The organism is Thermomonospora echinospora (assembly GCF_900108175.1).
In the GTDB taxonomy this organism is placed as follows: domain Bacteria; phylum Actinomycetota; class Actinomycetes; order Streptosporangiales; family Streptosporangiaceae; genus Thermomonospora; species Thermomonospora echinospora.
In genome coordinates this window covers 1-15071 of sequence record NZ_FNVO01000031.1, presented here as the reverse complement: position 1 = coordinate 15071, position 15071 = coordinate 1, and the positions used below count along the sequence as shown (strand labels likewise).

Genomic DNA, 15071 nt, shown 5'->3' with positions numbered 1-15071 from the left:
TCGCTCCGCTCTGGCCGCACCAGCCTGACGCCGTGGCCGGCGTCGCGGACGGTGACCACCGGCGAAGCGAGGGGCGTCCCGGGGCGGGGGCCGGGCGGAGATGCGGTCATGAGTGGTCCGACCGCGCTCGGAGATTTCTGAACATCTATCAGATTGGCCTCTCTGATCGTTGACACTCGCTATGTGACTGCGGTTACATAGCGCCCATCTGACGGATTGTCAGACATCCCCCGGCTATCGCGACTTCCTCGGATCCCGTCGACCGGGTCCTGCGGAATCCAGTCGAGAGAGGACTTCAGATGACCAGAGGACGACTGAGGGCAGGCGCCACGCTCGTCGCGGCGATGGTGCTGCTGACTGCCTGTGGCGGGGGTGAGGGGTCGGCACCGTCGGGAGCCACCGGCCCGGCCGCGGCCACCAACCAGGAGGCCGCTGCGGAGGTCAAGGCGCTGCTCGCCGGCGATGTGGAGTTCCCGATGCCGACCGAGCCGGTCAATCCGGGCGCGCACCGCGTAGCGGTGATCGCGAGCGGCCTGGCCTCACCTGGTCCGTCGGTGCTGGCGGAGAACTCCATGGAGGCCATCAAGGCGATCGGGTGGACGGCCGACCCGCCCGGCGACGGCAAGTTCACGCCCACCACCCAGGCTCAGCTGATCGAGAAGGCCGTGCTGGACAAGGTGGACGGCATCATCCTGGTCTCCATCACGCCGTCGGCCGTCGCGGCGGCGGTCAAGGCGGCTGACGACGCCGGCATCCCGGTGGTGTGCGCCCTGTGCGGCCCTGACCTCCCCGAGGGCATGGTCGGCGTCGGCAACGACCACAAGGCGGCCGGTCGCGCCCAAGCGGCGTACGCCGCCTCCCTGGCGAAGCCGGGCGACACCATCGTCGTGTACCAGAACACCGAGTTCAAGCAGTCCGAGGAGCAGATGGCCGAGGCGGCGGCCGCCGTCAAGGAGATGTGCCCGGACTGCAAGGTCAAGACGCCGTCGCTGCTGCTCGCGGAAGCGATGCAGCCCAACGCGCCGATCTTCACCTCGCTGCTCAACGACTACCGGAAGGGCTCCTTGAGCTCGGTGGTCATGCCGTTCGACTCCCCGGCCTCGGTGCTCGCGAACTCGGCCGCCCAACTCGGGCGCGACGACTTCGCCGTCATCGGCCTCGGGGCGCTCTCGCCGTTCGTCGACATGGTCGGCACGGGCCGACCGGCCGTCGCGAAGGCCGACGTGCTGATCTCCACCCCGCTCTACGGCTGGGCCTCGGTCGACGAGCTCGCCCGGATGCTCGCGGGCGCGAAGACCTGGGCGGCCGACCGGATGCCGGTCGCGCTGGTCGACCAGGAGACCTACGGCAACTACGAGAAGGGCAAGCTCTTCGTCCTGCCGAAGTTCGACTACAAGGCGAAGTTCACCGAGCTGTGGGGCAGGTGACCCGCGACTGACCACGACCGCTGACCACACCGGGCATGACGCCGGATCGGAACGAGGGATGACGCTGAAGACGACCCAGGAGCTGATGCGAGACTCCTACGAATACGCCAATGCCGCGTTCGCCTCCCTCGTCCGGTTCGACGACGCGGCGGCCGTGGTCACCGGCGGCGCCCAGGGGATCGGCCGGGGGATCGCCGGCCGCCTGGCCGAGCTGGGCGCGGCGGTGACCCTGGTCGACGTCGACCCGGCGGTCGACGCGGCCGCGGCCGCGCTCGCCGAGCAGCACGGAACGGCCGTGACGGCACGGACCCTCGACGTGCGGCGCAGCGCCGACCTGGCCGAGGTCGCCCGCGAGGTGCTCACCGCGGGCGTGCGCCGCCTGATCTGGGTCAACGCCGCCGGGATCTACCCCTCGCATCTGCTGCCCGACTTGAGCGACGAGGACTGGGACCGGGTGGTCGGCATCGACCTCACGGCGACGTTCTACGGTTCGCGGGCCGCCGGGCTCGCCGTCCGCGACGCCGGCCTGGAGGGGGTCATCGTCAACATCAGCTCGGTCGCCGGCTTCCGGGTCGGCCGACCGCCCGGCCTGGCCCACTACGCCTCGGCGAAGCACGGCGTGCAGGGCCTGACCAAGGCGCTGGCCGTCGAACTCGGGCCGTATGGCGTCCGCGCTGTGGCCGTCGCGCCGGGCGCCGTCGTCACCGAGGGGCTGGTCGCCAAGTTCGGCGACCTGGACCTCGAGGGCGGCACCGACTACTTCTCGACCCGCGCGCAGGAGATGCCGATCAGGCGGCCGAGCCTGCCGGACGACGTCGCGCGGGCGGTGTGCTTCCTCGCCTCGCACGCAGCGTCCAACATCACCGGCGTCGTCCTCCCCGTCGACGCAGGACAGCTGGTCCTGTGACCGCCCCGCGACCGAACTCCAGAAGGGACCGCCGATGGTGATCGCGACCCTTGCCCCCGATGCTCCGGGCGACCTGATGATCGATATCGTCGACGTACGCAAGCGCTTCGGGGCCACCCAGGCGCTGCGCGGGGTCACCTGCTCCTTCTCCCGCGGCGAGTTCGTGGCCCTGCTCGGCTCGAACGGCGCCGGAAAGTCCACGCTGGTCAAGATCCTCGACGGGGTCTACCCCGCCGACGCGGGCACGATCGCGGTGCGCGGGGGGCGGGCTGGGCTCGGCGTCGTCCACCAGGACCTCGGTCTGGTCGACGGCATGACGGTCGCGGAGAACCTGTGCCTCGGCGCACCCCGGCGGCTGGTCAACCCGCGTGCCGAGGCACGGCTCACCACCGAGGCGCTGAGGGCCGTCGGCCTCACCTCGATCGACCCCTACGCCCTGGTGTCCACGCTGAGCCTGGGCCAGCGGGCCATGGTGGCCGTCGCCAAGACGCTGCACCGCGGCGCCGACACCGTCGTCATCGACGAGGTGACCGCCGGCCTCCACCCGCACGAGGCGCGCTGGGTGGTCGAACGGCTCCGGGTGGCCGCCGAGTTCGGCGCGACGGTGCTGATGGTCACCCACAAGCTCGACGAGGTGGTCGGCGCGGCGACCCGCTATGTCGTGCTCAGCGACGGCGAGGTGGCGCTTGACGAGGACGCGGGCGGCATCGCGCGTGCCGACCTGGTCGCGATGATGAGCCGGGGACGTTCCGTCAGCGCCCCGGCACCCGGTGCGGGCCGGGTCGACGCAAGCGGCGGCGGCATCGTCTGCGAGCTGAAGGGCGTCCACGCCGGCGGCGCCGGCCCGATCGACCTGACGGTCACCGAGGGCCGGATCACGGCGATCACCGGCCCGCTCGGATCGGGACTGCACGAGGTCGCGTATGCCGCGGCCGGGCTGCTCACCCCGGATGCCGGCACCGTGCGGGTCGCGAGCGACGTGCGCCGGGCGTGCGTGCCGGCCCACCGCGAGTCCGAAGGGGTGTTCGCCGAGCACACCGTGCAGTTCAACGTCGCGGTCGGTGGCTGGTCCCGCTGGCGCGGGCGCACCGGGCTGCTGCGAGTGCGGCAGATGCGTCGCGACTGCGACGACGCCGTGGCCGCGCTCGCCGTCGTCCCGCACCGACTGGATGCCACGGTCTCCGACCTGTCGGGCGGCAACCAGCAGAAGACCCTCTTCGCCCGCGCGCTGATGCGCCGGCCCCGGCTCCTGGTCCTGTGCGAGCCGACCCGGGGAGTCGACGTCGCGACCCGGAGGGAGATCTACGCGCAGGTACGTCGGATGGCCGACAGCGGCACCGGCGTGCTGATGGCGTCCACCGACTACGAGGACATCGCCGCGCTCGCCGACACGACCGGTGTGCTCACCGCCGACGGCACGGTCTCGGAGTGGCTGACCCCCGACCGACTTCCCGAACTGACCACCGAGCTCGCATGAACGAGAGGCCTTCGATGTCCAGCAACGAAGCCGGGTCGCCCGCCGTCGCCACCGACGAGATCGCGGCTCCCTCTCAGGTTTCCCCGACGGCCGGGTGGTCCCACCGGGGTCCGTCGCGGGAGATGCTGTCCAGCGTGGCCACCGCCGCCGCCTTCGGTCTCGTGTTCCTGGTCTACGCCGTCTGGCTCCAGGGCAGCTTCTACGACGTCACCCGGCTCTCCTTCGACGTCAGCCGGAGCACCCCGCAGCTGGTGCTCGCCATCGCCGTCGCCGTCTGCCTGTGCGGGCACCAGTTCGACCTCAGCGTCGCGGCGACGGCCACCGCGGGCTGTTTCCTGGCGGTGGGCATGTTCATCGACGCCGGGCTTCCCATGGGCGTGGTCATCGTGCTCACCCTGCTGGTAGGTGCGGCCGCCGGCCTCCTGAACGGCGTCCTGGTGACCAAGTTCCGCGTCAACGCGTTCATCGCGACACTCGGCACCGGCGGCCTTTTCGCCGGGTTCACGGTCGTCTACTCCTCCGGCAGGGTGGTCGGCCCGACGCCGGACTCCGGGCCGTTGCCCAGCTGGTTCTCCGGGGCCGGCTCGGTGGGCGACTTCCAGAACAAGGCGCCGCTGGGCGTGGCCGTCCTCGTCACCGCCGCCGTGGTCGCGGCTCTGCTGGTCTCGTTCGACCAGCGCTTCCCCGGCCCCGAGTCGCGGCGTCGGGTCCAGATGACGGTCCTGGGCCTCGTGGGCGTGCTGGTGGTCGGTGCCGCTTGGGCCCTGGGCCTGCCGGCGGAGTTCGACTGGATGATCGTGATCGTTCTGTCGCTGACGCTGCTGGTGTGGACGGTCATGAAGTACACCGCCGTCGGCCACGCGATCTACGCGGTGGGCGGCAACCCCAACGCCGCCGCCTTCGCCGGCATCCGGGTCCGCATCATCTCGCTGTGCCTGTTCGTCTTCTCCGGGACCATCGCCGCGCTGGCGGGCATCCTGGTCGCCTCGCAGCAGGGCAGCGCCGCGCCCGGCGTGGCCGATCCGCTGCTGCTGCCGGCGTACGCGGGAGCCTTCCTCTCGACGGTCATCCTCTCGCGTGGACGGTTCCACATCTGGGGCACCGTGGCGGGCAGCATCGCGCTGGTCTACGTCACCGACGGGCTGGTGGTCGGCGGCGTTCCCTACACCTGGACCCAAGTGATCAACGGTGTCGTGCTGATCGTCACCGTCGCGCTGAGCACCTTCCTCCAGCGGCGGCCCGGGGCATGACGCCGCCACGTGCCACCGTGACCGGCCCGGTCTGCGTCGACGCGGTTGACGACCTGGTCGTCGCGACCGTCGACGGTCCGGATCCCGGTCGCACCGACGCGCTGCCGGCAACGCCGGTGCGGGCCGGCGCCATTCCGTTGCCGTTCACGGACACCTGACATGGACCCGCATCGCCGCCCATCGCTTTGCCCACCCATTCTGACAGTTCGTCAGACAGCTGCCATCCACTCTCCGAGGAGATACCTGTGATCGTCGTCAGTGGGTTCATGGAGGTCGCGCCCGACTACGCGGACCGGTTCGCCGCGTGCACCCGTGAGCTGGTGGACGCCACCCGCCGCGAGCCCGGGTGCGTGGAGTACCGCTTCGCCCGGAGCATCGAGAAGGCCGAACGCTTCGAAGTCTTCGAGGAATTCGTCGACCAGGCCGCGCTCGACGAGCACGTCCGGGCCGACCACTACCGCAGCTGGAACCGGGCGCTGAAGGACATCGAGGTCACCCAGGTCTCGATCGTCAAATACATCGCGACCGAGCGGACCGTCCTCGCGTGAGCGCTCCCGAGCGGACCGTCGCGCCGGCCGGCCTGCCCACGACGGCCGACCTGGACGGATTCCCCTCCGGCGTCGCAGCGAACGAGACGCTGCGCACGATCGGGACCGCGCGGGCCATGCGCCGGCTGCGTCCCGACCCCGTGCCGGACGAGTTGATCCGTACGCTGGTGTGGGCCGGCACCCGCGCGGCGAGCCCGAACAACAGCCAGCTGTGGCGGTTCGTCGTCGTGCGCGACCCCGGCAGACGGGCCGCGATCGGCGCGGCGCTCGAGCGGTTCGTGCGCTGGATCGACTCGCTCGGCAAGCCCGCCGACGACGGCGACGCGCACATCCGCGCCGAGGCGCGCCACCTCGTCGTCAACGTCGCGCAGGCGCCGGTGTTGCTGTTCGTGTGCGCCGAGCATTCCTACCCCGAGCGCGGCCCAGACCCGCGGTACCTGTGGTCCGCGGTCAACACCGCCAGCCAGAACGTCCTCGTCGCCGCGCGCTCGCTCGGCTTGGGCGCGACGCTCACGATGATGCAGGTCGGCAACGAGCAGGGCGTGCGCGATGTCCTCGGCCTCCCCGACGACGTCCACATCGGGACGATGATCCCGGTCGGCTGGCCGGACCGCCCGTTCGGACCCGCCCGGCGACGACCCCTGGACGACGTCATCCACCACGACCGCTGGCGTGGCGGGAGCCGCGTCCAGGACGAGAGGGACCCACAATGACGGGCATCGACCGCGAGTTCATCGGCCTCCCCTCGCCGGCCATCGGCCGGGCCGGGGCCGGGAACCACCCGCTCCAGGGCATCTACTACACGCCCTCGGGGAAGAGACCGAGGACCGCGCTGATCGCCAGCCACTACAACGTCGACTTCACCGAGCACTACATCGCGACCCGGATGGCCGAGCGCGGCTACGGCTTCCTCGGATGGAACACCCGGTTCCGCGGCGCCGAGCACTTCTTCACCCTCGACCACGCGCTCGCCGAGGTGGGCGTCGGAGTCGCGTGGCTGCGCTCCCAGGGCGTGGAGCAGGTGGTGCTTCTCGGCAACTCCGGCGGCGGGTCGCTGATGTCGGCTTACCACTCTCAGTCGCGCGAGCCCAACATCCGCCCGGCGTACGGCCGCGGCCAGGTCTTCGAGCCGGCGCTGCACCTGCCGCCCGGCGACCTGATGATATTCCTGGCCGCACACCCAGGACGGCCGGAGTGGATCACCCGCACGATGGACCCGTCGGTGCTCGACGAGGCCGACCCCAACTCGGTGGACCCCGAACTCGACATGTTCGACCCCGCCCACGGCCCGACGTACTCCCCGGAGTTCGTCGCCCGCTACCGCACGGCCCAGGTCGAGCGCAACGACCGGCTGACCGCGTGGTGCAAGGAGCAACTCGCCGCGATGGCCGGCCGGCCGGCCCGCGACCGGATCTTCTCCATGCCACGCACCTGGGCCGACCTGCGCTACCTGGACCCGACCATCGACCCGTCCGGCCGGCCGACTCCGATGTGTTACTTCGGTGACCCCAAGCACGCCAACTACGGCGTCTTCGGCGTCGGCGTCGTGTCGACCCTGCGGACCTGGCTCAACATGTTCAGCCTGGAGGAGTCCGACTGCGTCGCGGCCAAGCACCTGCAGCGGATGGACCTGCCAACGCTCGTGGTCCAGCCGGACGCTGACACCGGTGTGTTCCCCAGTGACGCGCAGGCGCTGTACGACGGCGCCGCGTCGAAGGACAAGGAACTGATCACTCTGCCGGGGGACCACTACTTCGTCGAGCCGGTCGACGCGCGCGACGTCGTCGCGGACACCCTCGCCGACTGGCTCGCCTCGCGGACGACCCGATGACCCGGGACGCCCCGCCCGTGCCGACCGCCGACAAGCTGCGCCTGCCCGACGCGCGCGCCGCGCCCGGCGTCGACGAGGAGGTGGTGGGCCATGGGCTCTCCGGTTCGCTGTCCCGCCCCGACCGTCAGGCCCACCGTCAGTCCCCGGAGACCGTCGGCACGCCGGAGAGGAGAGCGCGATGACGATCGTCGCACCCACCGAGGAGCAGCAGGCGTTGCGCGGCATGCTGCGCTCCTTTTTCGCCGAGCGGTGGCCGGAGGAGGCGCTTCGGACCGCCGCCGGCTCCGCGCACGGCCACGACGCGCAGTTGTGGAAGGCCATGGCCGAGGACCTCGGTTTGCACGGCCTCGCGGTCCCCGAAGACCTCGGCGGCGGCGGCTTCACCTACCCCGACCTGCTGGTGGTCTTCGAGGAGATGGGCCGGGCTCTGGTCGCGGGGCCGTTCTTCGCTTCGATCGCCATGGCCTCCACGCTCCTGCTCGCGCTGCCCGACCGGGACGCCCAGGAGCGGCTGCTGCCCGGGATCGCGGCCGGTGAGCGGATCGTCACCGTGGCGGCGGTCGAGACCCCGACCTCCTGGGACGCCACCCGGGTCGCGGTCGACGCCACGGGCACCGGCGGCGCCCGCACCATCACCGGCGAGAAGCTGTTCGTGCTGGACGCCGAGGTCGCCGACGTGCTCCTAGTGGTGGTACGCACCGAGCACGGTACCGGCGTGGCCGAGGTCGACACCGCCGCGCCGGGCGTGCGGGTCGAGCCGATGGCGACGGTCGACACGACCCGGCGGCAGGCCCGGATCGTGTTCGAGTCCTCGCCGGCCAGGCTGCTCGCACCCGACCACGACGCCACGCCCGCCGTACGCCGGATGTGCGACCTCGCCGGGGTGGCGCTCGCCGCCGAGCAGGTCGGCGGGGCGCATCGCGTGCTGGAGATGGCGACAGCCTATGCGAAGACCCGCGAGCAGTTCGGCCGCCCGATCGGGGGCTTTCAGGCGATCAAGCACCTGCTCGCCGACCAGTTGGTCTCGATCGAGTCCGCACGGGCCGCGCTCGGGTACGCCGCGACCGCGACCGTGACCGGCACCGGGCTCCCGGTCGCGGCCAGCGTGGCCCAGACGCTGTGCTCGGAGGTCTTCTCGGCCGCCGCCGAGACCAACATCCACGTGCACGGCGGCATCGGGTTCACCTGGGAGCACCAGGCTCACCTCTACTACAAGCGGGCGGTGTCGAGCGAGGTGCTGCTCGGCCGTCCGCGAGACCATCGCGCCCGGATCGCAGCCCACCTCCTCGCCTCGCCGGAGACAGCATGAACGACCACGGACCGGCCAAGCTCTCCTCGCTTCAGCCCGCGGACTGGATCACGCTGCACGCCCGTTACACCCCGGGTGAGCGCTGCATGGTGACCGGCGACGGCACGACGTACACCTTCGGCGAGATCAACAGCCGCGTGAACCGTCTGGCCCGGGCGCTTCGGGCACACGGCATCGAGCGGCACGACCGGATCGGCATCCTCGCCACGGACTCGGTCGACTACATGGTGCTGCTGATGGCGTCGATGAAGGTCGGCTCGACCTACGTGCCGTTCAACTACCGCCTCGCGCCCGGCGAGATCGTCACTCTCGCCATGGCGGCGAAGCTGGACGGCTTCATCACGATGGCACGGTACGCCGAGGCGGCCGCCGCCGTCGACGAGGCGTGCCCGGACATGAAGTTGCGGGCGTCGTTCGACCCGTTCGGCGACCGGCCACTGGTCGCCGACCTGATCGAGGAGCAACCGGACGACAGCGACGTCGACGTCCCGACCCAGCCCGAGGACATCATCTCGATCATGTTCACCAGCGGCACGACCGGCCGCCCCAAGGGCGTCATGCAGTCGATGCGGATGGTCGGCGTCTCCACCAACGTCTCGCTGCTCGACTTCGGCTTCCGGCGTGGCGAGCTGCGCTACACCGCCTCGCCGATGTTTCACGCCGCCGGCATGGGCAGCATCTACTACGGCATCGCCCGGGGCTTCGGGTCGCTCATCCTCGACCAGTTCGACCCGCCGGCCCTGCTGGAGTGGATCAGGAACGGCGAGCTGACCGGGGCTCTCCTGATGCCGACGATGCTCCAGGCGCTCCTCGACGTGCCCGGCATCCGCGACCAGGAGTACCCGCAGCTGCGCTCGATCGTGTACGGCGGCGCCCCGATCGGCATCGACCTGCTGCGCGCCGCCATCGACGTGTTCAAGTGCGACTTCTTCAACAGCTTCGGCGCCGGCACCGAGGGGGCGGGGCAGACGATGTTCTATCCCGAGGATCACCTGCGGGCACTGGCCGGCGAGGAGCACCTGCTCGGCTCCATCGGCCGCCCGATGTACGGCGTCGACCTGCGGCTGTGCGACGACGACCTCAACGACGTCCCACGCGGGGCCGTGGGGGAGATCCACACTCGCTCGGAGACCGTGATGAGCGGCTACCTCGACGACCCCGAGCGCACCGCCCAGGCGGTGGTGAACGGCTGGTTCCGGGCCGGCGACCTGGCCTGGATGGACGACGACGGCTTCCTGTTCCTGGCCGGCCGCAAGTCGGACATGATCATCCGCGGTGGGGAGAACGTCTACCCCGTCGAGATCGAGGCCGTACTGCTCGAGCATCCCTCGGTCTCGGCGGTGGCCGTCGTCGGCCAGCCCGACGATTACTGGGGCGAGGTCGTGGTCGCCGCGATCGAGCTCACGGCCGGCCACCAACTCGACGAGCAGGCCCTCGTCCGGCACTGCCGCAAGCGCCTCGCCGGCTACAAGGTGCCGGTCCGGTTCTTCGCGATGGAGGACATGCCGCGCAACGTCAACGGCAAGCTCCAGAAGTTCGCGGTCACAGACCTCGTCGCCGAGCGGTACCGGCCGGTGGGCCGTGGATCCGAGACGGCCGGCGGTGGGCGATGAGCGGTCTGGAGGAGTTCCGGTCGCGCGTCGAGGCGTTCCTCGGCGCCCGCTACCCGCGACGGCCCGAGATGCTGCGACACGGGCAGGGCGACGACTCGCTCGTCGGCGCGGCCTTCCGGGACAGCGACGACGAGGTCGGCGACCTGCAGCGGGCACGGGACTACCAGCGCGAGCTCTTCGATGCCGGCCTCGCCTGGCTGGGTGGACCAGTCGAGTACGGCGGCGCAGGGCTGGGTGCCGAGGAGCGGCGGGCCTTCGCCGAGATCGTGCGCCGGTACGACGTGCCCGACGTCAACGGGCTGCTGGTCGGGCAGCAGATCATCGCCCCGGCGATCCTCGCCCACGGCTCCGCCGGCCAGCGCGCTCGGCTGCTGCCCGCCCTGTGGAGCGGCGAACTCGTCGGCTGCCAGCTGTTCTCCGAGCCCGGCGCCGGCAGCGACCTGGCGAGCCTGCGGACCCGGGCCCGCCGGACGGACGGCGGCTGGCGCGTCGATGGGCAGAAGGTCTGGTCGTCGGGGGCGCACCTCGCGCACGTCGGGGAGCTGCTGGCCCGGACCTCGCCGGACCCGGCCAGCCGGACCCGGGGGCTCACCATGTTCCTGCTCGGCATGGACTCCCTGGGCGTGACCGTGCGGCCGCTGCGGCAGATGACCGGCACCGCCCATTTCTGTGAGGTCTTCCTCGACGACGTGTTCGTGCCCGACGACGCCGTGCTCGGCGAGGTGGGCGGCGGGTGGGCGGTGGCGAACGTCTCGCTCAACAGTGAGCGCGACAACTTCGGCGACGAGGGCGCCAACCTGTTCATCCGCCTGCTGGACCGCCTCGTACTGCTCGGGCAGGAGATCGGCGCCACCGAGGACCCCGACGTCCGCGACCGGCTTGCCGACGGCTACATCCGCCACGTCATCGGCCAGGTGCTGCCGGCCTCGCTGGAGAATGCCGTGCCGGAGGTCGCCGCCGCCGGCGCCAGCCTGGTCAAGCTCTTCGCGACCGACGCTGACCGGCGCCTGGCCCAGCTTGCGCTCGACATCCTCGGGCCTGCACTGGTCGCCGACACCGGGGCATGGGGCACCTACGCGTGGTCTCGGGTCCTGCTCGGTATCCACGCCACCCGGATCGCGGGCGGCACCGACGAGATCCAGCGCAACATTCTCGCCGAGCGTGCCCTCGGACTGCCGCGCGAGGCCCGATCGTTCCAGGGAGGCCGCTGACAATGACGGCAGCCAGTACGGCGAGTTCCCGCGCGACGGACGTCGCCTGGTCGCCAATGGGAACCGGGGGCGTGACCACGCCCCCGCTGTTTGCAGGCCGCGGTCGACAGCACGACCCACGTCTACGGCCGCTATCGGGCTGCGGGCCAGTGCTCCGGCCTTCAGGGCGGGGGTGAAGGACCGCGGGGGAGGGCCGTCAGGCCCGAGCGTGTCCTAATACTCCAGTAGGAAATCGTGTCCTGAGCTGGTTCTTCGTTGGTAGTGGCGGCGGCGGGCGGTGGCTTGGCGGCGGCGCCAGCGGGACCAGTTCAGTGCGTGTTGGCGTTGGTTGCGGTCGGGTCTGGGAGCGGGCAGGAGAACGTCCAGGAGCCGGCGGATCTCTGCCAGGGTCGTCCTTCCGGGGCGGTCCTCCTGCTGGGTGCCGACGGCCCAGGCGTGGTGCGGGCCGATCTGCTGAACCTGCTTCATCAGCACCACATAGCCGTCGGCAGACCGCCGCGTGGCATCGCCGACTTCGCCCGCGATCACCCGGCGGCGTTCACCGCGCCGGGCGGCGGCTGACCACCGGGCGTGCCGGACAGTCCGGACCAGGGATCTTCGCGCCGCCATACGGTGGGGAAGTGCAGCGGGACGCCCTGCTCGGCGGCCAGCGGGCCGAGGATCCGCATCGTGGCGTCGAGGTCGTCGCCGAGATAGGGCAGGGCGCGCAGCGGCTTGTCGAGCGGCCGGAAGAAGTCGTCCCAGTGGATGAGGACGACTCTGCGTGCCCCCACCGCCTCGACCGTCTCCTTCCAGTAGGCCCGCACGTACTTCTCGTCCTGGATGCCGAGCTGGCCGACGCCGAGGTAGGCGACCTCGGCGGATCGTCCGTCCAGGGCGCCCGGGATGAAGCCCGCACTTCCCTGGACGAGCGCGGTACGGCCGCTGGTGTGCCGCAGGAATAGCGACCATGCGTCGCCGCACCGGTAGGCCGACGCCCTGACCGGCGGGGCGACAGGGCCGGTGATGGATCCGGGATACCGGTCGGGCGGGCAGTGCCTGGACTCGACCAGGGTGCAGGTGAAGGCCCCGCACGTGATCGGTTCGCCGGGCGTGGTTTGGACGATCCTGTCGCCGGGGAGTCCGCCGCCCCGTCCGACGTTGGCGGCGGACGGGCCGCCGACCAGCCGTGCCCCGGTGCGGGCGGCGACCACCGCCGAGTCCATGGCGTGGTCGAAGTGGGTGTGCACGGGGACGACCGCGTCGAGCGCGGCCGCGCCGGCCCGCGCGAGGGCGGCGTCGATGCGGCCGCGGTTCGGGGCGATGCGCCGCAGCCCCACCGCCGCCAGCGGCGGGCGGGAGAAGAACCCGTCGGTCATGACGGCGGAGGTCCCGTCCGTGACGAGGAGGGTGGAGACCCCCAGGAAGGTGACCGACAGGCCCTCGTCTGCCCCGGGCACGTCGAACCGGTCGGCGTAGCGGGAGATGTCGGGGCGACCGAACCGCAGCTTCATAGGGGGTGACCCTAATGGGGCCGACAACGATGCTCGACCGGCGTCCTGATTGCCGAGCGACCGCATGACGTGCGCGTACCGCGCCGCCGCCCTGACCCTTCAGGCTGAAGAGGGCTGGTAGGCGGACAAGTCGAGTGCGGCCCTGCGGAGCGAACGCGCCTGCCGGGGCTCGGGCGCGCCGTCAGTAGGAGTAGCCGGCGAACTGCCCCGGTATGCGCTTGGTGTCGATGGCGGCCTTCGGGCAGATCGTTCGCCAGGACCGCTGCACTCGATCGAGTTCCTCGGAGTCGAGCCCCGTCGATCGGCTGATGAACCGCAGACCCGCGACCTGGAGCCGCAGTGTCGCGCTTCCCCTGCCCGCACGCACATCCGGATCGTCGCGGTCCTCGTAGCACCAGCCCCGATGGGTGATGTGCACTCTGGTCACCATGCGGGGGTCGTGATCAGTGGTCCGCCCGTTGACGCGGTGCAGGCGGATGCTGCGGACGCCGCCGTCGGTGACGGTCACCCGGACCAAGCGCCGCCGGTCCCACAGCCAATAGACGGTGGCCCAGATCGCGTAGACCAACGCTGCGCAGAACAAGGTGACGGAGAGGAGACGCTCGCCGCCCGACCAGAGCAGGCCACCGAGACCGGCGAGGGCAGCCGCCGCCACGACATGGCGCAGCCACCGCAGGCCCCAGCCCATCCGGCCGAGGGCCTCCCAGAGCAGATCGTCCTCAATGCGCACAGAACCATCATCGGATCCGACGGGTCGCAGCGGAAGCCGCGCCGTTGGGCCGATTCCGGCCGCCCGGACGCGGGTGAGGTCGCGGCCTGGGCGAATGCCGGTCTCACCTCGGTGACCCATTGGTCGAGGGTGTCGACGACCCAGTCCATCCCGCCGATTTCGTCGCGTGGCTCGACTGTCAGGACGCTGCGGCGTTTGGGTGGCGAGCCTTTCATCGCCTTGCCCCAGCGGACATAGCAGACGCCGATGTCTCCGAAGATCGGCGCGTGCGGGTTGGCGCCGAAGTCGATCAGATCCAGCATCCGGGTCTCGCGGCGGCGCAGCCCGTAGGTGTAGGCGGTCTTGAACAAGGTGGCGTCCCGGAACGCCGGCAGCCAGCCCTTGCGGCCGGCCCCGCTGATCCGGTGGACCTGGTCGTCGGCGTAGTCGGAGAACGCCTGGAGTTCATCGTGGGTGAACGCCTTCACCGCGTTCTGGCGGCCCTCGATCGTGGAGTGCGCTAGGTTGCGAGCGAGCTGCTGGTTCCGCCCCCCGGCCAGCATCGCCTCGGCGACCTGCTCCTCGGGGCGCAGCAGCACCGTCCCGCCGACCACATGCAGGCTCGCTACGCCCGGCACCGGCCCGTCACGGTTCACTCTCTGCCACCTTCCGCCGCTTACATCAAACGAAAGAATCTTTCATCAGCAGTAATCGACTTGGCAGGCGTGCAAGTGAGAACATGATCCGGTGCACCGGAGCCTGGCCGACATGAGTGAGCGCGAATACTTCGCAAACGTCAGACGCCGGCTACCCATGTACGTGATCGGCGGTCGGCTGGATCGGCTGGAAGCGTTCCTTGACGGGTACGACCAGCACGCCATGCGCCATGGCGGCCCGGGCCTGCAAGGCTGGAAGGACTGGCTCATCGCCAAGCGCGGTCAAACCTGCAATCACGGCTGGCCAGGCCACGTTCGCCACATCGCGCTCCCGGACGGCTGGGAGCACTGGGACCTACCCCAGGAACAAGAACAGATTGTCATCGACGTACTCTTCGACCTGCTCGACGAGTACCTCACCGAACGCGAGCCAGACGCGACTCGCTGATCGAAACCCTGGCTCGTTCCCGCACCCATGTGTCGAACGATCCGAGATCCCATCAGATGCAATAGCGATCAGTTGGAGGATCGGACCGAGTTGTGGTGGTAGGGGCTGCTACCTGCGGCGATGCGAATCTTCAGACCGGAGAGTGTGCACTCTGCCCGGTGTAGCTGTTCAGCGCCCCGTCTTCGACCTGCT

General features: G+C 70.8%; 17 protein-coding genes. 13 read left to right on the top strand and 4 right to left on the bottom strand.

Annotated features, from left to right (window positions below; genetic code table 11):
• The first annotated feature begins 299 nt into the window (after nt 1-299).
• The 12 genes from C4U03_RS36090 to C4U03_RS36040 all read left to right on the top strand — a co-directional run bounded on the left by C4U03_RS36090 (nt 300) and on the right by C4U03_RS36040 (nt 11573).
• On the top strand, nt 300-1427 hold the full coding sequence (locus tag C4U03_RS36090) for a substrate-binding domain-containing protein (RefSeq protein ID WP_103944301.1): 1128 nt from the start codon (nt 300-302) through the stop codon (nt 1425-1427).
• A gap of 58 nt (nt 1428-1485) precedes the next feature.
• Nucleotides 1486-2334 (top strand): SDR family oxidoreductase, encoded by an 849-nt coding sequence (locus C4U03_RS36085; protein ID WP_103944300.1) that lies wholly within the window; start codon nt 1486-1488, stop codon nt 2332-2334.
• Between the two features lie 34 nt (nt 2335-2368).
• Entirely contained in the window at nt 2369-3811 is a 1443-nt protein-coding gene (locus C4U03_RS36080; RefSeq protein ID WP_103944299.1) for an ATP-binding cassette domain-containing protein, read from the top strand.
• A 14-nt stretch (nt 3812-3825) separates the two neighbouring features.
• Nucleotides 3826-5061: an ABC transporter permease gene (locus tag C4U03_RS36075; RefSeq protein ID WP_160147215.1), complete on the top strand. Its 1236-nt coding sequence runs from the start codon at nt 3826-3828 to the stop codon at nt 5059-5061.
• A gap of 17 nt (nt 5062-5078) precedes the next feature.
• Nucleotides 5079-5219, top strand: a complete 141-nt coding sequence (locus C4U03_RS40825) for a hypothetical protein (RefSeq protein ID WP_160147214.1) — start codon at nt 5079-5081, stop codon at nt 5217-5219.
• Nucleotides 5220-5306: 87 nt separating this feature from the next.
• Nucleotides 5307-5609 (top strand): putative quinol monooxygenase, encoded by a 303-nt coding sequence (locus C4U03_RS36070; protein WP_103944297.1) that lies wholly within the window; start codon nt 5307-5309, stop codon nt 5607-5609.
• A complete protein-coding gene (locus C4U03_RS36065; protein ID WP_103944296.1) occupies nt 5606-6322 on the top strand; it encodes a nitroreductase family protein in 717 nt (238 codons plus the stop codon). Before C4U03_RS36070 ends, C4U03_RS36065 begins: the two co-directional genes overlap by 4 nt.
• Nucleotides 6319-7440 (top strand): alpha/beta hydrolase, encoded by a 1122-nt coding sequence (locus C4U03_RS36060; RefSeq protein ID WP_103944295.1) that lies wholly within the window; start codon nt 6319-6321, stop codon nt 7438-7440. The genes C4U03_RS36065 and C4U03_RS36060 overlap by 4 nt, the downstream gene beginning before the upstream one ends.
• Nucleotides 7437-7622, top strand: a complete 186-nt coding sequence (locus tag C4U03_RS36055) for a hypothetical protein (RefSeq protein WP_103944294.1) — start codon at nt 7437-7439, stop codon at nt 7620-7622. Before C4U03_RS36060 ends, C4U03_RS36055 begins: the two co-directional genes overlap by 4 nt.
• Nucleotides 7619-8749, top strand: coding sequence for an acyl-CoA dehydrogenase family protein (locus C4U03_RS36050; protein ID WP_103944293.1), 1131 nt, complete (start codon nt 7619-7621; stop codon nt 8747-8749). The genes C4U03_RS36055 and C4U03_RS36050 overlap by 4 nt, the downstream gene beginning before the upstream one ends.
• Entirely contained in the window at nt 8746-10362 is a 1617-nt protein-coding gene (locus C4U03_RS36045) for a class I adenylate-forming enzyme family protein (RefSeq protein ID WP_103944292.1), read from the top strand. The genes C4U03_RS36050 and C4U03_RS36045 overlap by 4 nt, the downstream gene beginning before the upstream one ends.
• Complete coding sequence (locus C4U03_RS36040) at nt 10359-11573, top strand: acyl-CoA dehydrogenase family protein (RefSeq protein WP_103944291.1); 1215 nt, start codon at nt 10359-10361, stop codon at nt 11571-11573. The genes C4U03_RS36045 and C4U03_RS36040 overlap by 4 nt, the downstream gene beginning before the upstream one ends.
• A gap of 213 nt (nt 11574-11786) precedes the next feature.
• Here the strand turns inward: C4U03_RS36040 and C4U03_RS40175 are convergent, their stop codons facing one another.
• The 4 genes from C4U03_RS40175 to C4U03_RS41485 form a co-directional block, all read right to left on the bottom strand.
• Nucleotides 11787-12041: a hypothetical protein gene (locus C4U03_RS40175; protein ID WP_146087654.1), complete on the bottom strand. Its 255-nt coding sequence runs from the start codon at nt 12039-12041 to the stop codon at nt 11787-11789.
• A 56-nt stretch (nt 12042-12097) separates the two neighbouring features.
• Entirely contained in the window at nt 12098-13066 is a 969-nt protein-coding gene (locus C4U03_RS36030) for an MBL fold metallo-hydrolase (protein ID WP_103944289.1), read from the bottom strand.
• 181 nt (nt 13067-13247) lie between these two features.
• Nucleotides 13248-13574 carry a hypothetical protein gene (locus tag C4U03_RS36025; RefSeq protein WP_146087653.1) on the bottom strand — a complete coding sequence of 109 codons (327 nt, stop codon included), beginning with the start codon at nt 13572-13574 and terminating at the stop codon, nt 13248-13250.
• Entirely contained in the window at nt 13571-14431 is an 861-nt protein-coding gene (locus C4U03_RS41485) for a hypothetical protein (RefSeq protein ID WP_200827704.1), read from the bottom strand. The genes C4U03_RS36025 and C4U03_RS41485 overlap by 4 nt, the downstream gene beginning before the upstream one ends.
• Nucleotides 14432-14543: 112 nt before the next feature.
• On the opposite strand from C4U03_RS41485, the gene C4U03_RS36015 reads away from it, so the two are divergent.
• Nucleotides 14544-14879 (top strand): hypothetical protein, encoded by a 336-nt coding sequence (locus tag C4U03_RS36015; RefSeq protein WP_103944339.1) that lies wholly within the window; start codon nt 14544-14546, stop codon nt 14877-14879.
• The last annotated feature ends 192 nt before the right edge of the window (nt 14880-15071 follow it).